The following is a 24,249-nucleotide window of genomic DNA, read 5'->3' as shown; positions in this document are numbered from 1 at the left end:
ACAGCCCTACGACTCCAGTATTACTTACCGACTTACGGATTTTCCGACTTTCGGACTAACCAAACCCGACTTTCCGACTTTTATCCTTAGTTTTGCCGGTTCAAAATAAGTTCTTAGCATGATCAGTAGAAGAAACATCCGTGTGAAGGTAATGCAGGCCCTCTATTCCGTGGAAACCCAGGAAACCACCACCAAACCCAATGACCCTTTCAGATTACTCCAGAAGCACTTTGACCACACCCACCATCTTTTTGTTTACCTGATCCATTTTTTAACCGAATTAGCCCGCTACGCAGAAGTTGATTCCCGCAACCGCGCCGGAAAACACCTGCCATCCAAGGCCGATCTGAATGTGAACATCAAACTGGCAGGCAATGAGTTACTGTGGAAAATACTCGAATACCCCTCCTACCAGAAAGCGGTAAAGGAAGCCAGGCCCGAATTGCTGGAAAACCCCGAATTATTAAAGAAAATGTACCTGCAACTGGTGGAGACCGACAGGTACCAACAATATATTGCCGTGGAAGGCAGGGATAAGAAAGAAGAAAAATCCATGCTGGAATTTATCTTCAATGAGCTTATGCTGCCCAATGAAGATTTTACCAGCTACGTGGAAGAAAACTTCACCAACTGGGATGATGATGCGGACATGCTGCGCCTCCTGCTGCAGAATTTCCTGAACAAGCCTGCCAGCTTTAACTTCCAGGAGCTGATCAGCCGGGAAAAATGGCAGTTTGGCAAGAGCCTGCTCGAAACCGTGCTGGAGAAAAAAGAGGTGACGATGGAGTACATCAAGCCCAGGCTCAAGAACTGGGACCCCGAACGGATCGCGGTACTGGACATGATCCTGATGCGCATGGGTGTTTGTGAGTTCCTCTACTTCGAGACCATTCCCCCCAAGGTAACCATCAATGAATACATCGACCTGGCCAAGGAATATAGTACTCCTCAGAGCGGCCAGTTTGTGAATGGTATCCTCGATAATATCCATAAAGACCTGGTACGTGACGACAAAATGCATAAGGTGGCATTTAAGCCTTCCTGATCTTAGTTCATAACAAACATCACTTGTTAAACCCTCTTAGAATGAAAGCATTATTGTATGTAGCGATCGCTGTTGGTGTGCTGGCTGTAGCCTGCCAAAGCAACGCCACAGAAAAAACCGCCAATCCGGCCGCAGCTATTGAGCCAACCACTATTCAATGGATCGACTCGATCAGGGATATGGGCACTGTCAACGAAGGGCAGGTAGTGGATATCTCCTACCGCTTTAAGAATACCGGCACCAAACCACTGGTCATCAAGAAAGTGAATGTAAGCTGTGGCTGTACGGTGGCTGAAAAACCCGAAGAACCCATTGCCCCCGGCCAGGAAGGACTTATTAAGGCCTCCTTTAACAGCAGTGGTAAACCGGGCCGCAATAATAAAAGCATCTTTGTGTATGCCAATACCGGAGGATCAGAGGAACACAAACTGGAATTTTCGGTAGAGGTTACTCCTAAAAAACAGTAAAGCAATGGCCTGCTGCTCATACCATTTACAGATACAGAAGTCATAATTATTGGGATTGGCGTATCTTGCGGCCGCAGACCCTACATTATTCAACATTTTTAAAACAGGTATATCAATGACATCTTTAGTTGTTCTCTTACAAGCACCGGCATCAGGCGGAGGAACTATGCAACTGGTTTTGCTGGGAGGTATGATCCTTATTTTCTGGTTGTTCATGATCCGTCCCCAAGCTAAAAAAGCGAAGGCCGCTAAGGAATTCCAGGCAAACTTGCAGAAGGGTGAAAAAGTGGTAACGATTGCCGGTATTCACGGTAAGATCAATAAAGTGAACGAGGATGGTACCATCGACCTGGAAACCAGCCCCGGCAGCTATATCAAGATCGAAAAAAGCGCTATCTCTATTGAATGGACCAACAACATCAATAAAGCCGCTGCTGCTGCGACCACTACTAAATAAGTGATCCCGTAAAGTGAAAATAGTGAACCGGATGCCTGCATCCGGTTTTTTTTATAAAGGGAGCATCACCAGGATGATATCTCCCTTTTTTATTAATTTGCTTCCTTATGGCTTTACGCGTTGGTCTTACAGGCGGTATTGGTTCCGGCAAAAGCACCGTAGCCAAAGTATTTGAAGTGCTGGGTATCCCTGTATACTATGCCGATGAAGCAGCCAGGCACATCATGAATGCCGATCCCTTGCTGCGGGAACAGATCATACAACATTTTGGCGACGACGCCTACGACAATAACATCCTCAACCGGAAATACCTGGCTGGTATTGTATTCAATGATCCCGCCAAACTGGAACTATTGAATTCATTAGTACATCCCGCCACCATCCGCGATGGAGAAAAATGGATGCAGGCTCAAACCACTCCCTATGCCGTAAAAGAAGCTGCCCTGATATTTGAAAGCGGCTCGCAATCACAGCTCGATTACGTGATCGGTGTATCCGCTCCTGATGCACTGCGCATCCACCGCACCATGCAAAGGGACCATATTACCAGGGAAGATGTAATAGCCCGCATGAGTAAGCAGGTAAAACAGGTCATAAAAATGAGACTCTGTGATTTTGTGGTCTATAATGATGAACAACAGCCGGTAATACCCCAGGTATTGAAACTCCATGAGCAACTGCTGGCGCTTAGTCAGCAAGCTGTTAGCGCTTAGCCTACTGACCTGTCAACCACACCCAATTCCCTTTATCAACTTTCCAGCCCGCCAACCCTCGTTTTCCCTATATTTATTCCCTAAAAAATTCCCCTGCATGAGAAAAAAACTGATTGCACTCCTGTGCGGCCTGCTACCCCTGTTGGCTGCAGAGGCGCAGAATGACTACAGCAATTACCAGCAACAAACCAATCGTATACAGGCTTTATCCAAACAATACCCGCAATTGGCGTCGGTAAAGTCCATTGCCCGCACCGCAGGCAATAAAGACGCCTGGATGATCACCATTGGCGCCGGCAATACCACCTCCAAACCAGCCATCGCCATTGTAGGCGGTGTAGAAGGCAACCACCTGCTGGGTACCGAGCTGGCCATTGGTTTTGCCGAAGACCTGCTCAAAGGCAGCAATACCGATAGCATCAAAGCCCTGCTCAGCAAAACCACTTTTTATGTATTCCCCAATATGAGCCCCGATGCCACGGAGCAGTATTTCGCCAAACTGAAATACGAGCGCCAGGGTAATGCCACCAGTACAGATGATGACCGGGATGGCAAAAATGATGAAGACGGTTACGATGACCTCGATGGCAATGGCAAGATCACCTGGATACGCGTAGAATCTCCCCTGGGCGATTACAAATTGCATCCCGATGATCCACGCGTACTGATCAAAACGGATGCCTCCAAAGGAGAAAAAGGTAAATACCTGCTGCTGGCCGAAGGCATCGACAACGACAAGGACAATCAATTCAATGAAGACGGAGAAGGCGGCGTATGGTTCAACAAGAACTTCACCTACAAACATCCCTCCTTTACCCAGGGCGCCGGAGAATTTGCCGTATCCGAAAAAGAAACAAGGGCATTGGCCGATCAGCTGTTTGACCTGTTCAATGTATATGCCCTGATCAGTTTCAGCAGCAACAACAACCTCTCTACGCCTATTGCTTATAGCGCCCCCGCAGCCAGTCAACGTATCGTTGCCGGCTACCAGGAAGCTGATGCCAAAGCCAATACCCTGGTATCAGACCTATACAATAAGATCACCGGGATGAAAGAAGCGCCCAAAACAACCGCAGCAGGCGGCGACTTCCTTTCCTGGGGCTATTACCATTATGCCCGCTACAGCTACAGCACCCCAGGCTGGTTTGTACCCAAGGTCAAACCTGATACGGCAAAAAAAGAAAAAGCATTGTCTGTAGAAGATCCCACTGCCAACTACCTGCGTTGGGCTGCCCAGCAAGGCATCACCAATACATTTACTGAATGGAAACCGGTACAACATCCGGATTTCGCCGGCAGAACGGTGGAAGCAGGCGGCCTCGATCCCTTTGTATTGATCAACCCACCTTTCAAACTGGTACCGGATATCGTTAAAAAACACACAGATTTTGTACTCAAGCTGGCAGCTTATCAGCCCGAACTGGATATACTCAATGTAAAAACAGAAAAAGTAGGCAATGGCCTCACCCGCATTACACTTGATGTAGCCAATAAAGGCATCCTGGCTTCCCATACCAAACTGGGCGAAAGAAGTTACTGGATCAAGCGCATACAGGTGAAAGTGAATACAGGTGGCAACCAGTCAGTGATCAGCGGCCGCAAGAACCAATTGCTGAATTCACTGGAAGGGCTCAGTTCGCAGCAACTGACCTGGCTCGTAAAAGGCACTGGCAAAATAACCATTGAGGCCGGCAGCCCCACCACTGGCATTGTTAAAACTGATATCAACCTTTAGTACGCTTATCAAAACTGATCATTATGAAACTCAATATATCATTTATTCTCTTTACCTGCGCCCTGACAGTTACCGCCGTTACCGTGCAGGCACAACAACCCAACCAGGTATTCAAAGGGGCCGGCAGTCCGGTGAACCCGAAAGTAGCCATGAGCTGGAACCGCTACAATGACCATGCAGGCATTACCGATATCTGCAAAAAGATCGCTGCTGCACATCCGGACCTCTGCAAACTGGAATCTATTGGCAAATCATACCAGGGTCGTGATCTCTGGTGCCTTACGATCAGCGATTTCAAGAACGGAGGCGACGTAAGCCGCAAACCCGCCATGTACATTGATGGTAATATTCACTCCAATGAAGTACAGGGCAGTGAGTTTGCCTTATACACAGCCTGGTACCTGACGGAATCTTTCGGCGACACCAAATACATTCAGGAATTACTGGCGGATAAGACCTTCTATATTGTACCTACCATCAATCCCGATGCACGTGACAACTTCTTTCATGAAGCCAACAATGCCAGCTCTCCCCGCTCGGGCCTGATACCAGTAGACAATGACCGCGATGGCGCCGTGGATGAAGATGGCTATGATGACCTCGATAAAGACGGCAATATTGTGATGATGCGCCGCAAGAATCCCAATGGCCGCTGGAAACAGGATACCAAAGATCCCCGCAAAATGGTGCAGGTAGGCCCTGAAGAGAAAGGCGACTATGAATTGCTGGGACTGGAAGGTATCGACAACGATGGCGACGGACTGGTGAATGAAGACGGGTATACTTTTGAATATGACCCTAACCGCGACTGGGGATGGGGATGGCAGCCCAATTATATCCAGGGTGGCGCCTATAAATATCCTTTCTCCTTACCGGAGAACAGGGCGGTGATGGAATTTGTAATGAAGCATCCCAATATTGCAGCCGCGCAATCTTACCACAACTCCGGCGGTATGATCTTACGCGGCCCCGGCGGACAGGAAGATGTAGGCACCTATAATGCTACCGATGTACGTATTTATGATGTGCTGGGTAAGAAAGGGGAAGAATTATTACCCGGGTACCGCTACCTGGTGGTGTACAAAGACCTTTACTCTGCCTATGGCGGTGAGCTGGATTGGTTTTATGGAGGCCGCGGTGTATATACTTTCTCCAATGAACTGTGGACCTCTTACCTGATGTTCAACAAAGGCAGTGATGATGACGACAATTCAGGTGTTGACCCTTCCTATCAGTTTGACCGCTACCTCCTGTTCAAAGATGCTTTTGTAGAATGGCATGAATATAACCACCCGCAATACGGTAAGATTGAAATAGGCGGTTTCAAAAAGAACTTTGGCCGTATGCACCCGGGTTTCCTGATGGAAAGTGATGCCCACCGCAATATGTCGTTCAGCATATTCCATTGCTATCAAACGCCCAAACTTTCTATTGATTCCATTGCAGAAAAAGACCTGGGCGATGGGTTGAAGGAGATCACAGCAGTCATTTCCAATGAACGCATTATCCCCACCCATGCCAGCCAGGACCTGAAATTCAAGATCGAACGTCCGGACTATATTAGCATCACAGGCCCTAAAGTACTGGCCGGCATGGTAGTGGAAAACCGCGACCTGAATATCACCACTGAACAGAAAACCAATCCCGGTACTATTGAAGTGGCCAATATCCCCGGACAAGGCACCGTCACCGTTCGGTGGATTGTACAGGGAAGCGGTAAGTATACGATCACTGTGGATAGCCGCAAGGGTGGGATTCTCAGCAAGACGAAATAAACGTATATGAACACTCCTATCGAAACCATACACCTGTTTCCCGTACTCGATCAAAAACTGATCGAACTGCTCCGTTCGTTAACACCGGAAGAATGGAATTTGCCCACCGTAGCCAGGTTATGGACAGTGAAGGATGTGGCAGCTCATTTGCTGGATACCCACCTGCGTACCTTGTCCATTGCCCGTGATGGTTATATGGGTGATCCGCCGGGCGATATCCGGTCCGACAAGGACCTGATCGGTTACCTCAACCGGCTCAATGCTGATTGGGTAAGCGCCAGCAAGCGGATCAGTCCGGCTGTGCTCACCGATCTGCTGGCAGTGAATTGCCCGGCTGCCAGTGCTTATATGGCTACCCTCGATCCATCGGAAAAGGCGATCTTTTCTGTGGGCTGGGCAGGAGAAGAAGTATCTTATAACTGGTTCCATATAGCCCGTGAATACACCGAGAAATGGCATCACCAGCAACAGATCCGGGAAGCAGTGAACAAGCCAGGTATTATGACGCAGGAGTTGTATCACCCTTTCCTGGATACCTTCATGCGGGCTTTGCCCTTCACCTATCGCCATACCGGGGCTCCCCTGGGCACCGTCATACAGGTTACCCTTACAGGGATTGGTGGCGGCCACTGGTACCTGGTGAAGAATGCTCAATGGGAACTGATCGCCCAACCTACAGATACGCCTGCGGCCCATACCACCATTGACGGCAATGTTGCCTGGAAATTGTTTTCCAAAAGCTGGCGCCGCAAGGAGGTAGCAGCCTATGTATCTGTTACAGGAGATCAGCAATTGGGTGAAGTAGTGCTGGATATGGTGTCGGTGATGGCGTAACCCCCAAAAAAACAAAATTTATGAATAAAGTAAACCTCGCTGAGAAATTCTCCACTTTCAAAGAACACTGGAGCCCTAAAATAGCCGGAGAACTGAATGGGCAGCATGTAAAACTGGTCAAATTTCAGGGGCCTTTTACCTGGCACCACCATGAGCAGGAAGATGAAATGTTCCTGGTAGTAAAAGGCAGCTTTATCATGGAGTTCCGCGATAAAAATGTAACACTCAATGAAGGGGAATTCATTATTGTGCCCCGTGGCGTAGAGCATCGTCCCAATGCACCCGAAGAAGTGGAAGTGTTGTTGTTTGAACCTGCAGGCACCCTCAATACCGGCAATGTGGACAATGAATTCACCAGGAAAGAATTGAAGACCATCTAGTACTACACGTGCATTGCTTGCCCTGCGCCCAACCCCTGGAATGAAGCACCTACACGGGCCTGACAGTGGTCTGGTGCATCGGCAGCACGATGATAAACGTGGTACCCACACCTTCCGTACTGCGGGCAGTGATGATACCCCCGTGCTTTTCTATTATTTTGCGGGTAATGGCCAATCCGATGCCCGTACCTTCAAATTGCTCCTGTGTATGCAGACGCTGAAAGAGCGTGAATATTTTGTCGAGGAAGCGCTCATGAAAACCAATACCATTGTCGCTCACTTCGATGCGACAATAAGCACCTTCGGCATCTTCCGGTGCATCAAATGTACGGGCAGCCACACGCTGAGCTCGAATATGCACTTCCGGAGCAATGTCTTTGCGACTGAACTTCAGCGCATTGCTGATCAGGTTTTGAAACACCTGCCGTAGCTGCCCCGGCATCCCATCGATCTTGCACAGGTTTTCCAGTTTCACTACCGCCTTTTTATCGTCAATGACAACCTCCAGGTCCGACAAAATTTCACGAATGGTGATAGTAAGGTCTACCGGTTCAAAAACCCCGTTCTGCGAAAGCCGGGAATAATTCAACAGGTCTTCAATAAGCCGCATCATGCGTTGCGATGATTTGATAATGCGGTTCACCAGGTCGGTGGCCTTTGACTCTGTGTCCTTCAGGTAATTGTCCTTGATCATATTACTGAAGATGAAGATCTTCCGTGTAGGTTCTTTCAGGTCATGACTGGCCACAAAAGCATATTGCTGCAATTCAGTATTGCTTTTCTCCAGTTCCTTATTGGCGCGGATACCCTCCGCCACTTTTTCTTCCAGTTCGAGGTTGAGTTGCTTCAAAGCATCCTTGGCAATCAACAGTTCGCTGTAGCTCTTATGTAGTTGCCGTTCCGCTTCCTTCTTCTCTGTAATATCTGAATAGGTAATGATGATGCCATCCATCATCTTTACCGCAATCATTTCATAGGTCACCGAAGTTTCGCCGATGGTCACCGTACACTCATCATGAAATGCCTTATTATCCTCCACCACCTTTACCAGTTTCTGGAAGATGCCATTACTGCAAAGGTGCTGAAAGTCATACTTCATAGAAAATCCAGCAGCCTTTTCGCTATTGGCAGCCAACAAGGCATCCGCCGCCTTGTTGGCAGTAAGCACATGAAAATCGGCGATCTCATTGGAGGCGCTACGCTGCGCTTTAAAGGCAATGATCGCATTCAATGTAGAATTGAATATACCCGTAATGATATTATCCAGGTTCTTGATCATGGATATATCAATAAAAGTTATCACCGCGCCATCCGTCTTCTTATCAGAACGGATATAGGGAAATATCCGCATCAGCGCACTCGTACGGTTTATAAGCTTTACTTCCCGCTCCACCAGCTTCTTCGATCTCAATACATGCTTGATATCTTCCAACAGCGTACTGTGTTCTATATTGTTGGAAATATGATCGATGGGCCGGCCAATATCCGAATCAATGAGATTGATCAGTTTGATAGCTGCAGGATTAAACTTGCGAATGCGCATTTCACCGTCAATAAACACCTGCCCGATATCTGTACTGCCAAAATAATTATTAAGGTCATCATTCAGCTCTATCAGCTCCCGTATCTTTAACTGGTGTTCTGTATTGAGCGTATGCAGCTCTTCGTTCAGCGATTGCAGCTCTTCATTGGAGCTTTGTAATTCTTCATTGGCGCTTAACAGTTCTTCATTGGAACTTTGCAACTCCTCATTGGCTGTTTCCAGGCCTTCTACCGCTATTTGCAGGTTGGACCTGCTCTCCTGCAACTCATCTTCCAGTTCCAGTATCAACGCCTGGCTATCGGGGGAGAGGTGGTGCCGTTTCACTTCCAGCTCATCTCCGCTTGTATCAGGTGTTTCCCACATCACCACCAGGGTGCAGGGATTCTTATCCGGCGGATAAGGATGTATGATCGCATTCACCAGCACCGTCTGGTCGGCACGCTTCACCCGGATAGCACGCACGGTCACTTTCTTTTTGTCCTTCCAGGCTTTACGGATAGAGATATTGATGGGCACCGACAATTCGGGCAGTAACATTTTCAACAGGTGAAAATTGAGTTTACGTTCAGGAAGCGCCAGGTACCGGGTAAATTCCCCAATGGCATCTTTTACCTCATACCGGCTATCGATGTACAAAGCCGCATATTTCGCCTCATCCGCCATCAGGTCTTTAAAGGCTTCCACCAGCGAATGCTCTTCCTGTTTTTTATTGCTGAGTAATAAAGGCTCCGTGCGGGTCGTCTGCACCTGGCGGTAGGACCTGCCTGTATTGTATACCGGCTCAATGTAATGACGCCGCTTCAGGTTCACCTTCCTGAATATTTTCCACTTACCTTCTGTTTCCACATAGTTTTCCTTGAGTCCCGATAAGTGCTCACTGGAACCCAGGAACAGGAATCCCCCCACCCGCAGCGAGAAATCGAGGGTATCCAATACTTTTTGCTGCAGTGAATTATCCATATAGATCAGCATATTGCGGCAGCTCACCAGGTCATTGTGAATGAAAGGAGGGTCTTTCAATACATTGTGACGGGCAAATACCACTGCTTTGCGGATGCTGGGAGTAATCATGTATTTTTTCCCTTCCCGTATAAAATACGCTTCCAGTATGTCTTTGTCGATATCCTTTTCAATAGACAAGGGATAAACCCCGCGGGCAGCATATTCAATGGCAGATTCATCAAGGTCAGTAGCAAATATTTTTACATCGAGCTGCAGGTCATGCTTTCTAAGGTAACTTTCAAAAATAATAGCGAGCGAATAGGCCTCCTCTCCTGTACTGCAGGCATTCACCCATACCTTCAGCAGTTCACCTGGCTGCTTTGTTTTTACCAGCGCGGGCAACACCTGTGTGCGTATCACCTCATAAGCCTGTTTATCCCGGAAAAAACGGGTAACACCGATCAGGAAACTTTTATACAGCGTATTCGATTCATCGGGATACTGGTGTAAATACGCTACATACTCTTCCAGCGTATGCAATTCCAGTTTCATCATCCGTTTTTCAATACGCCGCAGAATAGTAGCCGGTTTGTAGGCATGAAAATCATTGCCCGTATTTAATTTAATGAGGTGGGTGATCTCCTGCAGCAATTCCTCTTGTGTAGGAGGAGAAGTATGACCGTTTCCGTTTCCATTTTCATTTTCATTTCCGTTGCCATTGGCAGCTGCCCGATGTGCCATGATATGTTTAACGATCGCTGCCGGCATATCTGCAGGAGACAATACATGATCAACACTACCGCCATTGATGGCGCTGTTGGGCATCCCGTCGAACCGGGCGCTTTCGGGCGATTGTACCAATACAATTCCCCCGGCTTTCTTAATAGCTTCCACGCCGCGCGTTCCGTCCGATCCGGTACCGGAAAGGATGACCGCAATGGCATGTGGCCCTTTATCTTGCGCGAGGGAATACAGGAAAGTGTCAACAGCTGTATTGGGCGCTTTATTCAGCGCCTTCTGTACCAATTGCACTTTACCTTGCCGGATCGTCATTACCTTATTGTTGGGAATAATGTATACGCATCTTTTCTGCAATACCACATTGTGCTCCGCTTCCAGTACTTTCATCCGGGTATGTTTGGAGACCAACTCTACCAGCAGACTTTTATAATCGGGCGACAGGTGCTGGATCACCACAAAGGCATAGTTTCCAACCTCTGTCATATTATCAAAAAACTCATGGATCGCTTCCAGCCCTCCTGCCGAAGCGCCGATTGCTATAATATAATCAGGTTCTTCTATGATGCCTTTACCAAGGGTTTTTTGATATGTAGGGGATTGACTTTTCATTCATTATTATTAATATAGCCGACAGCGATCGTCAGCTATTCAGCCTATACGACTTCCATGCCAAGGCCGTATATTCGATTGTTTTTTCCAGTCAACAAAAGCGTTTCGGGGAGATAATACGTAAATGAATAGTCTGCTACCTAAGTTTGTAGAACCTTTTCCGCAGTTTTATTGCCTGCTGAAGGTATAGGTAGCTAAAATAGCTGCCAGTAAAACGCTGATAAGAAATGCCTGTCCACTTTTCACTTTTGGATTATTGAGCGACTTATTCTGATCTACATTACTGCAAACCAATCCCTTTAATTATATTTGATTTACAAACCATATATAAGGTAGCCGACCTGCCGGCTGCCCGGACACCTGCCTTACTGCCTGATCTGCCCCATTGACGGCTCTTATAGCCCACCGGTTTTGATTGATAGCATTTTACTGTTTGTGTCACCACAGCAATGCATACGTATTTATTAAACCATACAAATACTTAAGGCTATGTCTACATTCCGCACAGAACATGATTTCCTCGGAGAAAAGCAATTACCCAATGATTGTTATTATGGCGTACAAACCTTGCGGGCCAAAGAGAATTTCGACATTACAGGCATTCCCATCAGCAATGAGCCATTATTCATCAAAGCCTTTGGCTATGTGAAAAAAGCAGCGGCCCTGGCCAATAAAGAGCTGGGCGTGCTGGATGCTAAAAAAGCGGATGCAATTGTATTTGCCTGCGACAAACTGATCAAGGGAGAATTTGTTGACCAGTTCATCAGCGATATGATCCAGGGAGGCGCCGGCACTTCCACCAACATGAATGCCAATGAGGTAATTGCCAACGTAGGCCTCGAACACCTGGGTTATAAAAAAGGAGATTATGATCACCTCCATCCCAACAACCATGTCAACCTTTCCCAAAGTACCAACGATGCCTATCCCACCGCTTTCCGCATTGCCCTCTACCTGAAGATCGACGAATTTGCCGATGCCCTGGAGCAACTGCAAAAGGCCTTTTATAAAAAAGGAAAAGAATTTTCCAACGTGCTCAAGATGGGACGCACCCAGCTACAGGATGCCGTACCCATGACCCTCGGGCAGGAATTCAATGCCTTTGCTACCACCCTGGGAGAAGATGTACTTCGAATACGCGAAGCCGAAAAGCTGATCACCGAAGTGAATATGGGCGCTACCGCCATCGGCACCGGCGTGAATGCCCCTGCGGGATATGCGGAGCTTTGTGTAAAACACCTGGCAAAGATCAGCAAGATACCGGTAGTGCTGGCCGCCGACCTCATCGAAGCCACGTACGATACTGGCGCTTTTGTACAATTGAGCGGTACCCTCAAAAGGAGTGCTATCAAACTGAGTAAGATCTGTAATGACCTCCGGCTGCTGAGCAGCGGCCCGCGTTGCGGCCTCGGCGAGATCAACCTGCCCCCCATGCAGCCAGGCTCTTCCATCATGCCGGGCAAAGTAAACCCCGTTATTCCGGAAGTCGTGAACCAAACCTGCTTCTATGTGATCGGCGCCGATCTCACCGTAACCATGGCGGCCGAAGCCGGACAATTGCAATTGAACGTGATGGAGCCCGTGATCGGCTTTGCCTTGTTTACCTCCCTCGAATACATCACCAAGGCCTGTAACACCCTCCGGGAAAAATGTGTGGCCGGCATCACCGCCAATGCAGCGTATACCAAACAACAGGTGATGCAAAGCATCGGTATTGTAACACAACTAAACCCCATCATCGGTTATGAGGAATCGGCGGCCATTGCCAAAGAAGCTTTGAAAACAGGCAAGTCGGTACACGATATTGCTGTGAAAGAAAAGAAGCTGATCACACAGGCCAAATGGGATGAGATCTATTCAATTGAAAACCTCATTCATCCCAAATTCATTACCCAATGATAACATTGATACAACTGACCATCCTGCTCTTGCCCGAAACGTCTATCCTATGCAATACACCAGAAACTCTTCTTCCTCAGGGAGTTTCCTCCACGCTCTTGTGGAAAAGATTTTACGGCTACCCAATCCCTTGCAAAAGAACCTGTTACAAGACCAATCACGCGCCTTCACGAGATTTTAACAATCCCCGAATTTGGAAATCCCACCGCCGTGAATACCTTTGTTTGACAATTTTGTCAAACTATATTGTCAATGGCAGTAAAAGACAGTCAAACCGAACAACAGATCAAGGATGCGGCCCGCAGGCTTTTCTTCGCTGAAGGGAGGTTCAATGCCACTACCCAGGAGATAGCCGATGCAGCCGGTGTAAACCGGACCCTGGTAAATTATTATTTCCGGTCGAGGGACCTGTTGTTTGACCAGATCCTGAAAGAAGCCAGGGACACGATGGACCAGCGCCTGGACATGGCCATGAGCAACGAGACCTCTTTTAAAAAGAAGATCGAGCATTTCATTGACATCTTTACGGAGCAGGCATTTACCTATCCTTACCTGGATATTTATATGGTAACGAGGATCAATGAGGATGTGGAAAAGCAGAATGAGATCATCAGCGATCTGAAGAAAACCGACCGGATAAAGAATTTCCTGAAGGATGTAGAGGCAGAGATCAAAAAAGGCACTGTGGAAAAGATGGAGCCTGTACAGTTCCTGATCAACCTGATCTCCCTGTTGTCGCACCCCGTAGTGATACAACCCCTGTTCAAGAAGATATTCAACTATTCTGATAAGCAATACAAACAAATGCTGGTGGCCAGGAAGGAACTCATTTTAAAAATGCTGTTTAAATAACAGCCTTTTTTAGGCCCCTGATTTGACAAAATTGTTAAACAATAATATTAAATAGTTATGTTAAAATGAGAGAGCAGATCACCCAAAAGGCAGCAGCCCTGTTCACCCAATACAGCGTACGAAGCATTACGATGGATGAGATTGCCGGCAGCATGGGCATTTCCAAGAAGACCCTCTACACCTGGTTTATCGATAAAAATGAATTGGTAGAAACAGTGTATGCCACTCCCCTCCAGCAATTGGAAGCAGATTGTACCACCACCATCCGGACGGCTTCCAATGCCATCCAGGAAATATTCCTGATCTGGCAGTCAGTTAAACAAACGATCGGCGCCATGAACGAAACACTGCTGCACGACCTGCAGAAATACCACCATACCGCTTTTGAACGATATACCAATTTCAAAAAGGGATTCTTATTCCAGGTATTGCTGAGCAATATCAAACGTGGTCAATCAGAACAATTGTACCGCGCCCAGATCATCCCCGAACTGATTGCCGGTTACCAGGTATCCATCACAGGCATCAATACCAGGCAAGAGATCAACCAGCAACAATTGTGGCCACAAGCCACCATCAACGAACAATTGATCCTGCACTACCTGCATGGCCTCGCCACTGCCAAAGGCATACGGCTCATCGAAAAATATACCAAAGAGTATGCAGAAGCATAAAGGCAACAAGGCACCTGAGGCATTGAGGCAACGAGGCCTTTAAGCTCCCAGCCTGAGAATAACAAGCAAAACACCAAACAGCAATAAACAGATGTATCATGGATGTGAAAAACAACAAAACAATGAAATGGCTCACCCTAAGCCTGCTGCTCTTAACAGGGCTGTACAGTAACAGCGCCAGGGCACAGGCTGGTGGAGAGCAACCCGCCGCAGGGGAAGCAAAGGCCCTCACACTGAAAGACGCATTGAACTATGCACTCCAGGCCAGCCAGACTGCCCGCAAGGCACGGCTCGATGTGGAGAACGGACAATACCAGATCGACGAAGTGAAGGCCCGCGCCCTGCCACAGATCAATGGCAATGCCGGCCTTACCTACAATCCTATCCTGCAGCTGAGCGCCCTGCCCGGAGAACTGGCAGGCCAGCCCGGCAAAACCCTGATGGTAGCCTTCGGACAAAAATGGGCCTCCAGCGCCGGGGTATCGCTGTCACAGAACCTGTTTGACCAGGGCGTATTCACCGGGTTGAAAGCCGCTAAGTCTACTAAGGAATATTACAAGATCAATGCACAGCTCACCGACGAGCAGCTGATCGAGCAGGTAGCCACTACTTACTACCAGGTATTGGTACAACGCCAGAAGATCGGCGTACTGGATACCACACTCCTCAACACCAGTAAAGTACAGACCATTATAAAAGGACAGTTTGAGAATGGACTGGCCAAGCAGATCGATGTGGACCGTATTGCGGTAAACATTTCCAACCTGCAAACCCAGCGGCAACAATTGCTGAACGGGGTCACGCAACTCGAAAACCAGTTGAAGTATGCCATGGGCATGGCTATTCAAACACCCATCACCTTGCCGGCCGTAGAGTTTACCGCCATCCACCCACAAACAGCGCCCGCCGGTGATTCCCTCAACGTAAGCACCCGCACAGAATTCAGGTTGCTGAAACAGCAGGAAACCCTGCTCAAATACCAGAAAGATGCTTACAAAGCAGAGAACTACCCCACCCTGTCGCTCAATGGCAACTATGCTTACCAGGGCCTGGGCAATAAAGTACCCTGGTTCCAGAAAGGCAGTGCAGGCGTCAACTGGTTTGATTATGCATCGGTAGGACTGAGCCTGAAGGTGCCCATCTTTAATGGCTTTGCCACCCGTTCCCGCGTACGCCAGGCCGATGTAAGCATCCGCAAACTGCAGGAAGATATTGCCAGCACCTCCCTGTCGCTGAACCTTATGTATGAAAATGCCAAAACACAGATCAACAACAGCATCATCATACTCAACAACCAGCGGGAGAATGTGCAACTGGCGCAGAAGGTATTCTTCAACACCCAGAACAATTACAACAATGGACTGGCTACCCTGACGGACCTGCTCGACGCAGAAAATTCCCTCACAGAAGCACAGAACAACCATTCTGCCGCCCTGCTGGATTACCGGGTAGCAGAAATACAACTCATCAAAGCACAAGGCAACTTAAAATCATTATTAAACCAGTAATTCAACCAGGATGAAAAAGAGATCAATCGTACGTACCCTGCTCACAGTAGTGATCCTCATAGCATCTATCGCCCTGATAGGATGGGTACTCACCAACAATAAAAAGAAAAACGCAGAGAAAACAGCCGTCGTGGCACAGGGCAATGGCAATGTGGCCGTACGTGTAAGCACCGTACAGAAACAATCCCTGGACCTCGACTTTGGCGTGAACGGTAATTTCATGCCCGGTCAGCAAATGGATTTTTCTGCAGAGAATTCCGGCCGCGTGATCCAGGTACTCGTAGATGAAGGTAGTGTAGTGACCAAAGGACAAACACTGGCAGTGATCAAGACCGATCAGCTGAATGTAGACCTGGAAAGTGCGCAGGCCAATTACCGGAATGCCCTCAAAGACAAAGAGCGTTACGAGAATGCTTTTAAAACAGGCGGTGTTACCCAACAACAGCTGGACCAGGCCAACCTGGCGCTCAGCAATGCAGACGCCCGCGTGGCACAAGCAAAAATAAAAGTAGGTGATGCCTATATCCGCGCTTCCATCAATGGCGTGGTGAACAAACGTTACATAGAACCAGGCGCCGTAGTAGCACCCGGCACCAAATTGTTTGAACTGGTGGACATCTCCCGGCTCAAACTGCAGGTGACCGTCAATGAATCACAGGTAGCCAACCTGAAGGTGGGAGATAAAGTAAAGATCAAGGTAAGCGTATTCCCCGATAAGGATTATACCGGTACCGTGAGCTTTATTGCTGCCAAAGCAGACAATAGCCTCAGCTTCCCCCTTGAAATTTCTTTAGCCGCCAATCCCGGCAGCCAGGTAAAAGCCGGCATGTATGGAACCGCCATCTTCAATTTCCCTTCCCAGGCCCCTGCCGTGCTGATACCCCGCTCTGCTTTCATTGGCAGCGTGAGCAGCAACCAGGTATTTGTAGTGAAAAGCGACAGCACCGCAGCCCTGCGCAAAGTAATTGCCGGCCGCGTAATGGGCGATAAAGTAGAAGTATTACAAGGCTTGCAGGAAGGAGAAACAGTGATCACCAGCGGACAGATCAACCTGGATGAAGGTTCGGCGATCTCCGTAGTGAAGTAAGCTGCGAGCTTCGAGCCACGAGCTGCGAGCAAGAAGCGAAAACAGGTAAAGGAAAAGAGGGGGACCAGCCACTGAGCCTTAGCCCCGTCAGACAATTAAAAATTGATTCATGAAAATTGCAGAAATATCAATCAAACGTCCTACCCTGGTGATCGTACTGTTCACCGTATTGATCCTGGGCGGATTGTTAAGTTATAGATCACTGAACTATGAGCTGCTGCCCAAGTTCTCACCATCCGTAGTATCCATTACCACGGTGTATCCCGGCGCATCCCCCAGTGAAGTAGAGAATACGGTGTCCAAGAAAATAGAAGATGCCGTATCGTCCATGGAGAACATCAAAAAATTAGAGACCAAATCATTTGAGAGCCTATCCATCATCACCATTACCCTCAACAGTGGCGCCGATGTGGACTATGCGCTCAATGATGCGCAACGGAAGGTGAACGCGATCCTGAAAGACCTTCCGGATGATGTAGACCCTCCTTCGCTCAATAAATTCTCGTTGGATGATTTGCCCATCATGACCTTATCAGCCACGGGCAAACTGGAAGAAGCCGCCTTTTTCGACCTGATGGACAAACGCATCGCACCCGTATTATCCCGCGTGCAGGGCGTAGCCCAGGTAAACCTTATTGGCGGGCAGGAAAGAGAGATCCAGGTAAACATCGACGCTACCCGGCTGCAAGGCTTTGGCCTTTCACTGATGCAGGTACAACAGTCGATCCTGGCTTCCAACCTCGACTTCCCCACGGGTAGTGTGCAAACAAGGGAACAGGATATCCTGATCCGCCTGGCCGGCAAGTATAAGAATGTGGAGGAGCTGCGCAACCTGGTAGTGCTGAACAAGAATGGCGTGCAGGTGCGCCTGAAAGATGTGGCTGATGTACAGGATGTACAAAAAGATGTGGAGAAACTGGCGCGCGTAAACCAGCAGGCATCCATCGCCCTGCAGGTGATCAAACAATCCGATGCCAACGCAGTAGCCGTGAGTGAACAGATCACCGCCAGCATCCAGAAATTACAAAAGGATTATGCCAGCGCCGGGCTGAAGATCGATATAGCCAACGACAGTTCTGTCTATACCCTTCAGTCAGCCGACGCCGTGATCCATGATCTTATACTGGCGGTGATCCTCGTAGCCTTTGTGATGTTGTTCTTCCTGCACAGTATTCGCAACGCCCTCATCGTGATGGTAGCCATTCCGGCATCATTGATCGCCACCTTTATTGGAATGTCTTTATTAGGTTATTCACTCAACCTGATGTCTTTACTGGCGCTTTCCCTGGTAGTAGGTATCCTGGTGGATGATGCCATTGTGGTACTGGAAAATATTTACCGCCACATGGAAATGGGCAAGAACCGCGTACGGGCAGCTTTCGATGCCACCAAAGAGATCGGGTTTACCGTTACCTCTATTACCCTGGTGATCGTAGTGGTGTTCATCCCCATTGCATTGAGCACAGGGTTGGCTGCCGATATCCTGAAGCAGTTTTGCGTAACCGTATCGATAGCTACCCTGTTGTCCCTCCTTTCTTCCTTTACCATCGTACCCTGGTTGTCGAGCCGTTTTGGAAAACTGGAAGTGATCACCGGCAAAACATTCTTTGGTAAGATCATTGTGGGTTTTGAAAAAGGATTGCATCGTTTTACCAACTGGATCACTAATATCCTTAAATGGTGCCTGGGCCATAAGAAAACTACCCTGGGCGTGATGCTCCTCCTGTTCTTTGGCTCCTTCTACCTGGTAGGCGCCGGATTCATTGGAGTAGAGTTCTTTGCCAAGACCGACCGGGGCGAATTCCTGGTGCAGATCGAAATGCCCAAGGATGCTTCCATCGAGCAAACGAATGCGATGACCCGCCGCGCGGAGGATTTGCTGAAGACCAAAAAAGAAGTGACCAAGCTGATCACCACCATCGGACAGAGCAGTGATGGAATGGGTGCATCCCAGTCTACCGCCTACAAAGCAGAGATCGATGTACAACTGGTGCCCAAGACCGAGCGGGAAGATGAAGCCAATATATATGCGGTAAAGACCAAACGTGAACTGGAAAAAGTACTCATCGGCGCCAAGGTGAAAACCGTACCCGTAAGTATCCTGGGTACCGCCGAACAGGCGCCCCTGGCCCTGGTAGTCACCGGACCTCAACTGGACAGTGTGATGCGCTTTGCCAATGCCGCCATGGCCGAGCTGAAGAAAGTACCTGGCGCTACGGAAATGCGTTTGTCGGTAGAAGCCGGCAATCCCGAGATCAGTGTACAGGTAGACCGTGATAAGATGGCGGCACTGGGCTTGTCGCTCAGCAATGTGGGCAGCACCATGCAAACGGCCTTCAGCGGCAATACAGATGGCAAGTTCCGTCAGGGTGAATATGAATACGATATCAATATCCGGTATGAGAAGTTCAACCGGCAGAATATTACGGATGTAAGCAATCTCCTGTTCATCAACGACCAGGGACAGCAGGTAAGGTTATCACAATTTGCTTCCGTAAAAGAAGGTTCAGGTCCCAGCCAGCTGGAACGCCGCGACAAAAGCACCTCCGTTACCATCCAGGCGCAAAGCGTAGGCCGTCCTTCGGGTACGGTAGCGGCTGAATGGCAGGCCATGTTCGACAAACTGCCGCGCCCGGTAGGCGTAGGTTATGTGTGGAGTGGTGACATGGAAAACCAGAGTGAAGGTTTTGGTTCCATGGGTATCGCCCTGCTGGCAGCCATTGTATTGGTATACCTCATCATGGTGGCGCTGTATAATAGTTTCGTGTATCCTTTTGTGGTACTGTTCTCTATTCCGTTGGCCATCATCGGCGCCTTCCTTGCGCTGGCGCTTACCAATAACTCCTTAAACCTGTTTACCATCCTGGGTATGATCATGCTCATTGGTCTGGTGGCCAAGAATGCGATTATCCTGGTGGACTTTACCAACCAGCGGAAGGCCGAAGGTGCCAGTACTTACCAGGCCGTGATCGATGCCAACCATGCCCGTTTACGTCCCATTCTCATGACCACCATTGCCATGGTGATCGGTATGCTGCCCATTGCCCTTGCCAAAGGAGCGGGTGCTGAGTGGAAAAACGGACTGGCCTGGGTGATCATCGGGGGCTTGATCAGCTCGCTGTTCCTTACCCTGGTAGTCGTACCCGTGATGTATGCCATTTTCGACAAGATCATCAACAGGATCAACAAGGGTAAGAAGAAACAGGACATCGGGCAACTGATGACGGAAGACTATGTAGCACAGGAAGTGCATGAAGGAGAGTTTAGTCCGTCGCATATATAGATAAGACAGGCATTGCTATAAAGACAGGAACAAAACCACAGCAGCTAAGCACTGTTTACAAATGGTCCTAAGGAGTCTGAAAAGGCGAATTAGGGCCATTTGCCTTATCCATTGATTTCTCACTTACATTCAGGTAAAACTTGTTCCTGCCGCCGCCCGTGGCAAAGGTTTTGCGCATACGTTCCCGCTGGCCTTTGGTAAACAGGTACATGGCTTCATCATCCACATAATCCATAAAGTTCATGAACATATTGCTGTGCCCGCAGGAGAACTGGGGATAGACAGGGATGCCCAGGTAGCGGGTAGCTGTGCTGGGCGTATCATCAACAAAATCAGTAGAAGTGCAATTATCTGATTCGCCAAATATATGCAGCAGGTTGAGCCAATGACCTATTTCATGCGTGGCCGTGCGGCCCAGTAGATGGCCCGGGCTCAAAGGCACCAGGGTGCCAAAAGCACGCGGATCAATGACCACCCCATCCACCTGCGCATCTGCGCCGGGATAACTGGAATAACCTGCCAGGCCCATTGCACCGTTGCGGTCTGACATTTCAGCCACCCATATATTCAGGTAGTGATCCGAAGGCCAGGCATCGCTGCCTCCCTGGGCTGTATGAAAAAGCGTTAGATCTGCTATTGGTATGCTACCCGAAGGATTATTGCCATTCCATCCATCTACCTGGGTCAACACCCTGATGATACCATTGGTAGGGTTGCCATTCGGGTCCTTGGTAGCCAGTACAAATTCGATCCCGGCATCGGCTGTCAGGCCAGCAAACTCAGCCGGTGTTTTAGACAGATCCGCATTCTTTTTCCGGAAGTCCTCATTCAATACCCTTAACTGCGTTTGTATCTTCTCGTCGGAAATATTAAAGCTTGCTTTGTTGTACAACACATGCACAACAACTGGTATATGTACGATCTCGTCTTCAGGGATCGAGGTGATGGGAGGCGGCCCGGGCTCATGATGAGGCTTTCTGCATCCCCACACAGCATAACTAAGTAATAGTGTAAGGGATATTTTATAAAAGCGGGAACAGTAGAGTTGGGGCATGACAGGAGGTTATAAAAACATAACATGACCAGGCAATGATTTAAAACGCTGCACGCCATTAACCGTATTATATATTTTATTAACTTTAAGTATTATCGCCTGCACTGAATTACTGCGACTGCCGCTATTCCAACCAAGTCCCCCTTTACTGCTACCACTACCCCTGTTCCTGCAACGGACAAGCCAATGGCATTATATCTCTAACATAAAACTATTCATTATGACGCCGCTCTTCACACAGTATTGGTGGATCTTCCTGCTCAGGGGCCTGTTTGCAATCATTCTGGGCATCATCGCTTTGCTGATTCCCGGTGTTACATTTACGACCCTGGTCATCTTCCTGGGCGCCTATATGTTGGTAGATGGCATCTTTTCCGTAATAACAGCCATCAGTGGCCGGAAAACAATGGAGTATTGGGGCTGGGTACTCACCATCGGCATACTGAGCATACTGGCCGGTATAGTTACTTTTATGAACCCCTTTGTAACCGGCGCTGCCCTGCTCTACCTCGTGGCATTCTGGGCCATTGTAGTAGGTCTCCTCGAAATTGTGGTCTCCATCCGCCTGCGCAAAGTGATCACCGGCGAAGGCTGGTATATATTGGCCGGCATACTGGGCATTGCATTCGGCATCCTTATCATACTCAACCCCATTGCCGGCGCTATAACCATTACCCTGATATTTGGGTTCTATGCCCTGATCTTCGGATTTATCCTTCTCTCCTTTGCCATGCGGCTCAGACGAAGGCATAAAGAGGCAACACAAAAGCATTACCCTTCTGCCACCCGTTGATCAGGCAGAAACCCTCCCCCAGCCTTCGGTTGCCGGTTTACAGTATGTGCAAGGGTGAAATAAGGCCCAGCGAGATCACGCCAGTAGTGCTGTTGGTGGAGCCGAACCTGCTCCTGGCATATCTGTATACCGGTATACCCGGCCTACAAAGCTCACAAAGAATTTCAGGTTGAGGTCCTTAAAAGGGAAATACTCCACTGCCGGAATATATCCCCAGGCGGTACGCAGTTTATTGTCTTTATTAGGATCCGGATTATCCCTCCAACTGGCAAAGTCCACCATACCCACCATCGACAAATTGATCTTGCCAATCCGGTAATCCGCCTTTAGCCAGTGACTGGAAGGATGGAGGGGAAATCAAATGGATGATTAAATATAATAAAATTATCGATCCCAAAAACATAGCAGGGGGTAAATAAAGGGAGCAAGTTGCTCAATATTATACAATTAGTCACCGGAACAGACAACCGAATAGAGAAGCACGTACCAGGAGGTCATAGCAGCGGATGCTACCAATAAAAAAAACAGGCCCTTGTGTTGTTCACAAATGAAGCCTGTTTTAGTTAATATGATTCAACAATTGCTAAACTGTTGTATCCTCTATGGTGGCCCCGGGCGCGTTGCTTTTCACGGATGCAATCCCATTGTCCCTGCCTGATGCACTTTCATACATTTGACTGGTACCAATGATCTGCCCGTTCGCGGCCTTGAGGTTAAAATAGAATTTGTTGTTGGAAGAAGTCTTCTTGTCATACCTGCTATCGTCCTGAGAATTGGTACGTACCGATTCAATACCATTCGTGCAGCTGGCTTTGGCAGTATAACCTTCGCTGGTTAGTATTGGTTCGGTATTGCCGGCTTTCAATACAAACTGGAATTCGCCATTGGACCTTTGTGAGATTACAAATTTACCCATGATGATGGAGTTTTAAAATGAAGGAATGTCATATGGCTGGCATATGAGGTAAATACTTCACACGGTAAATGAGCAGGGGGCAATTCCAAATTTATATAATTCTACCATACAGGCAAGCGAAAGCGGAATTATTAGCAGGAATTCACCACCAACCGATCAACCATGCAATATTTCCTGCTCCAGCATGTATAACAAGGTGAGGCCGGCAGTGATCGTAATTACTTTTTTCTTACGCTCCGGGGTGATACCAAATATACCGGCCACATCTGGCCGGCATAAATAAATGACCAGGATCAACCTAATAATCAAGGGAAGGAATAACCATAATTCCCACAGACCTGCATCGAAAGGATCGTTCTTTTTAAAATAGTAATAGACCTGGCTTAAGCCATTGGTGATCATAAAAACACATTCGCAGCAAAGCAGTATCCATCCCAGGGCTCTTTGTTTCAATAATAGGAATAACACCAATCCTACAAAGGGGGCATTTAACAGGGCCAGCCAAAAATACCTGTCGATCTCACAATCCTCACACCCTATCAACAGAAAGCATAACCTGAAAGCGCCGTAGGCTAACCATATCAATCTTAACGTGAGCAGGATCATCAACACATTAAGCCATCTGTTGGGTTGTATACCTTGTACCGGCTGCAGCACCGGCTTTAGCAAAAGGGCTATCTTATCTGTCCAGGGTTGACGCCCGGCCACTTTTGTTCCACCACCGGTGTCCCCGTAGGTTTCCACCTCCGGATTATCCTCTATGGCCGACTCAGGCAGCTGTTCTCTTTCGTTGAGGATAGCCGTAACAGCTTCCACGGCCGCGGGCTGGTAATCGCCGGCCTGGGCCAGTATCTTTTTTAATTCGGGGGTTGAATAGTCTTTGTACCGTTCGTGAAAGTTAAAGTGCATGGTGATCGAGGCTAGTATGGTGAGTGAACAACG

At 48.3% G+C, this 24,249-nt stretch carries 20 protein-coding genes; 15 read left to right on the top strand and 5 right to left on the bottom strand.

Annotation, left to right across the window (positions count from 1 at the left end; translation table 11 throughout):
- Positions 1-118 precede the first annotated feature (118 nt).
- The 8 genes from nusB (at position 119) to D3H65_RS03095 (ending at position 7,406) form a co-directional block, all read left to right on the top strand.
- A complete protein-coding gene (gene nusB / locus D3H65_RS03130; RefSeq protein WP_119048860.1) occupies positions 119-1,045 on the top strand; it encodes a transcription antitermination factor NusB in 927 nt (308 codons plus the stop codon).
- Between the two features lie 41 nt (positions 1,046-1,086).
- Positions 1,087-1,512, top strand: a complete 426-nt coding sequence (locus D3H65_RS03125) for a DUF1573 domain-containing protein (RefSeq protein WP_119048859.1) — start codon at positions 1,087-1,089, stop codon at positions 1,510-1,512.
- Positions 1,513-1,627: 115 nt separating this feature from the next.
- On the top strand, positions 1,628-1,969 hold the full coding sequence (yajC, locus tag D3H65_RS03120) for a preprotein translocase subunit YajC (protein ID WP_119048858.1): 342 nt from the start codon (positions 1,628-1,630) through the stop codon (positions 1,967-1,969).
- Between the two features lie 107 nt (positions 1,970-2,076).
- The gene (gene coaE / locus D3H65_RS03115; protein WP_119048857.1) at positions 2,077-2,682 is read left to right on the top strand and encodes a dephospho-CoA kinase; all 606 of its coding nucleotides are present in this window, start codon (positions 2,077-2,079) and stop codon (positions 2,680-2,682) included.
- A 97-nt stretch (positions 2,683-2,779) separates the two neighbouring features.
- Complete coding sequence (locus tag D3H65_RS03110; RefSeq protein WP_162915382.1) at positions 2,780-4,417, top strand: M14 family metallopeptidase; 1,638 nt, start codon at positions 2,780-2,782, stop codon at positions 4,415-4,417.
- A gap of 23 nt (positions 4,418-4,440) precedes the next feature.
- Entirely contained in the window at positions 4,441-6,192 is a 1,752-nt protein-coding gene (locus tag D3H65_RS03105; protein ID WP_119048855.1) for a M14 family metallopeptidase, read from the top strand.
- Positions 6,193-6,198: 6 nt separating this feature from the next.
- On the top strand, positions 6,199-7,026 hold the full coding sequence (locus D3H65_RS03100) for a maleylpyruvate isomerase N-terminal domain-containing protein (RefSeq protein ID WP_119048854.1): 828 nt from the start codon (positions 6,199-6,201) through the stop codon (positions 7,024-7,026).
- 20 nt (positions 7,027-7,046) lie between these two features.
- Positions 7,047-7,406, top strand: coding sequence for a cupin domain-containing protein (locus D3H65_RS03095; protein ID WP_119048853.1), 360 nt, complete (start codon positions 7,047-7,049; stop codon positions 7,404-7,406).
- A gap of 49 nt (positions 7,407-7,455) precedes the next feature.
- On the opposite strand, the gene D3H65_RS03090 is transcribed toward D3H65_RS03095, so the two are convergent.
- Positions 7,456-11,241: a chemotaxis protein CheB gene (locus D3H65_RS03090; protein ID WP_119048852.1), complete on the bottom strand. Its 3,786-nt coding sequence runs from the start codon at positions 11,239-11,241 to the stop codon at positions 7,456-7,458.
- 489 nt (positions 11,242-11,730) lie between these two features.
- Between D3H65_RS03090 and aspA the strand changes: the two genes are divergently transcribed.
- The 6 genes from aspA to D3H65_RS03060 all read left to right on the top strand — a co-directional run bounded on the left by aspA (position 11,731) and on the right by D3H65_RS03060 (position 20,544).
- Positions 11,731-13,140, top strand: coding sequence for an aspartate ammonia-lyase (gene aspA, locus D3H65_RS03085; RefSeq protein ID WP_119048851.1), 1,410 nt, complete (start codon positions 11,731-11,733; stop codon positions 13,138-13,140).
- Between the two features lie 252 nt (positions 13,141-13,392).
- Positions 13,393-13,992 (top strand): TetR/AcrR family transcriptional regulator, encoded by a 600-nt coding sequence (locus D3H65_RS03080; RefSeq protein ID WP_119048850.1) that lies wholly within the window; start codon positions 13,393-13,395, stop codon positions 13,990-13,992.
- Between the two features lie 65 nt (positions 13,993-14,057).
- A complete protein-coding gene (locus tag D3H65_RS03075) occupies positions 14,058-14,666 on the top strand; it encodes a TetR/AcrR family transcriptional regulator (protein ID WP_119048849.1) in 609 nt (202 codons plus the stop codon).
- A gap of 98 nt (positions 14,667-14,764) precedes the next feature.
- Complete coding sequence (locus tag D3H65_RS03070) at positions 14,765-16,174, top strand: TolC family protein (RefSeq protein ID WP_211345612.1); 1,410 nt, start codon at positions 14,765-14,767, stop codon at positions 16,172-16,174.
- A 10-nt stretch (positions 16,175-16,184) separates the two neighbouring features.
- Positions 16,185-17,261 (top strand): efflux RND transporter periplasmic adaptor subunit, encoded by a 1,077-nt coding sequence (locus D3H65_RS03065; RefSeq protein ID WP_211345611.1) that lies wholly within the window; start codon positions 16,185-16,187, stop codon positions 17,259-17,261.
- A gap of 109 nt (positions 17,262-17,370) precedes the next feature.
- Complete coding sequence (locus tag D3H65_RS03060) at positions 17,371-20,544, top strand: efflux RND transporter permease subunit (RefSeq protein ID WP_119048848.1); 3,174 nt, start codon at positions 17,371-17,373, stop codon at positions 20,542-20,544.
- Positions 20,545-20,611: 67 nt separating this feature from the next.
- Here D3H65_RS03060 and D3H65_RS03055 read toward each other — a convergent pair whose 3' ends face one another.
- Positions 20,612-21,598, bottom strand: a complete 987-nt coding sequence (locus tag D3H65_RS03055) for a M43 family zinc metalloprotease (RefSeq protein ID WP_119048847.1) — start codon at positions 21,596-21,598, stop codon at positions 20,612-20,614.
- A gap of 220 nt (positions 21,599-21,818) precedes the next feature.
- On the opposite strand from D3H65_RS03055, the gene D3H65_RS03050 reads away from it, so the two are divergent.
- Positions 21,819-22,391 (top strand): HdeD family acid-resistance protein, encoded by a 573-nt coding sequence (locus D3H65_RS03050; RefSeq protein ID WP_119048846.1) that lies wholly within the window; start codon positions 21,819-21,821, stop codon positions 22,389-22,391.
- Positions 22,392-22,466: 75 nt separating this feature from the next.
- Here D3H65_RS03050 and D3H65_RS03045 read toward each other — a convergent pair whose 3' ends face one another.
- The 3 genes from D3H65_RS03045 to D3H65_RS03035 form a co-directional block, all read right to left on the bottom strand.
- Positions 22,467-22,673, bottom strand: a complete 207-nt coding sequence (locus tag D3H65_RS03045; RefSeq protein WP_162915381.1) for a hypothetical protein — start codon at positions 22,671-22,673, stop codon at positions 22,467-22,469.
- A gap of 301 nt (positions 22,674-22,974) precedes the next feature.
- Positions 22,975-23,307 (bottom strand): YegP family protein, encoded by a 333-nt coding sequence (locus D3H65_RS03040; protein ID WP_119048844.1) that lies wholly within the window; start codon positions 23,305-23,307, stop codon positions 22,975-22,977.
- A gap of 156 nt (positions 23,308-23,463) precedes the next feature.
- On the bottom strand, positions 23,464-24,216 hold the full coding sequence (locus D3H65_RS03035; protein ID WP_119048843.1) for a hypothetical protein: 753 nt from the start codon (positions 24,214-24,216) through the stop codon (positions 23,464-23,466).
- Positions 24,217-24,249 lie beyond the last annotated feature (33 nt).

The organism is Paraflavitalea soli, assembly GCF_003555545.1.
Classification (GTDB): domain Bacteria; phylum Bacteroidota; class Bacteroidia; order Chitinophagales; family Chitinophagaceae; genus Paraflavitalea; species Paraflavitalea soli.
The sequence above is the reverse complement of the archived record's forward strand: the minus strand, read 5'-3'. Positions and strand labels throughout refer to the sequence as shown.

What these genes read in the sequence shown, in the direction of transcription:
- nusB (WP_119048860.1), top strand. Translation starts at nt 119, where the DNA reads ATGATCAGTAGAAGAAACATCCGTGTGAAGGTAATGCAGGCCCTCTAT.
- D3H65_RS03125 (WP_119048859.1), top strand. Translation starts at nt 1,087, where the DNA reads ATGAAAGCATTATTGTATGTAGCGATCGCTGTTGGTGTGCTGGCTGTA.
- yajC (WP_119048858.1), top strand. Translation starts at nt 1,628, where the DNA reads ATGACATCTTTAGTTGTTCTCTTACAAGCACCGGCATCAGGCGGAGGA.
- coaE (WP_119048857.1), top strand. Translation starts at nt 2,077, where the DNA reads ATGGCTTTACGCGTTGGTCTTACAGGCGGTATTGGTTCCGGCAAAAGC.
- D3H65_RS03110 (WP_162915382.1), top strand. Translation starts at nt 2,780, where the DNA reads ATGAGAAAAAAACTGATTGCACTCCTGTGCGGCCTGCTACCCCTGTTG.
- D3H65_RS03105 (WP_119048855.1), top strand. Translation starts at nt 4,441, where the DNA reads ATGAAACTCAATATATCATTTATTCTCTTTACCTGCGCCCTGACAGTT.
- D3H65_RS03100 (WP_119048854.1), top strand. Translation starts at nt 6,199, where the DNA reads ATGAACACTCCTATCGAAACCATACACCTGTTTCCCGTACTCGATCAA.
- D3H65_RS03095 (WP_119048853.1), top strand. Translation starts at nt 7,047, where the DNA reads ATGAATAAAGTAAACCTCGCTGAGAAATTCTCCACTTTCAAAGAACAC.
- D3H65_RS03090 (WP_119048852.1), bottom strand. Translation starts at nt 11,241, where the DNA reads ATGAAAAGTCAATCCCCTACATATCAAAAAACCCTTGGTAAAGGCATC.
- aspA (WP_119048851.1), top strand. Translation starts at nt 11,731, where the DNA reads ATGTCTACATTCCGCACAGAACATGATTTCCTCGGAGAAAAGCAATTA.
- D3H65_RS03080 (WP_119048850.1), top strand. Translation starts at nt 13,393, where the DNA reads ATGGCAGTAAAAGACAGTCAAACCGAACAACAGATCAAGGATGCGGCC.
- D3H65_RS03075 (WP_119048849.1), top strand. Translation starts at nt 14,058, where the DNA reads ATGAGAGAGCAGATCACCCAAAAGGCAGCAGCCCTGTTCACCCAATAC.
- D3H65_RS03070 (WP_211345612.1), top strand. Translation starts at nt 14,765, where the DNA reads ATGGATGTGAAAAACAACAAAACAATGAAATGGCTCACCCTAAGCCTG.
- D3H65_RS03065 (WP_211345611.1), top strand. Translation starts at nt 16,185, where the DNA reads ATGAAAAAGAGATCAATCGTACGTACCCTGCTCACAGTAGTGATCCTC.
- D3H65_RS03060 (WP_119048848.1), top strand. Translation starts at nt 17,371, where the DNA reads ATGAAAATTGCAGAAATATCAATCAAACGTCCTACCCTGGTGATCGTA.
- D3H65_RS03055 (WP_119048847.1), bottom strand. Translation starts at nt 21,598, where the DNA reads ATGCCCCAACTCTACTGTTCCCGCTTTTATAAAATATCCCTTACACTA.
- D3H65_RS03050 (WP_119048846.1), top strand. Translation starts at nt 21,819, where the DNA reads ATGACGCCGCTCTTCACACAGTATTGGTGGATCTTCCTGCTCAGGGGC.
- D3H65_RS03045 (WP_162915381.1), bottom strand. Translation starts at nt 22,673, where the DNA reads ATGGTGGACTTTGCCAGTTGGAGGGATAATCCGGATCCTAATAAAGAC.
- D3H65_RS03040 (WP_119048844.1), bottom strand. Translation starts at nt 23,307, where the DNA reads ATGGGTAAATTTGTAATCTCACAAAGGTCCAATGGCGAATTCCAGTTT.
- D3H65_RS03035 (WP_119048843.1), bottom strand. Translation starts at nt 24,216, where the DNA reads ATGCACTTTAACTTTCACGAACGGTACAAAGACTATTCAACCCCCGAA.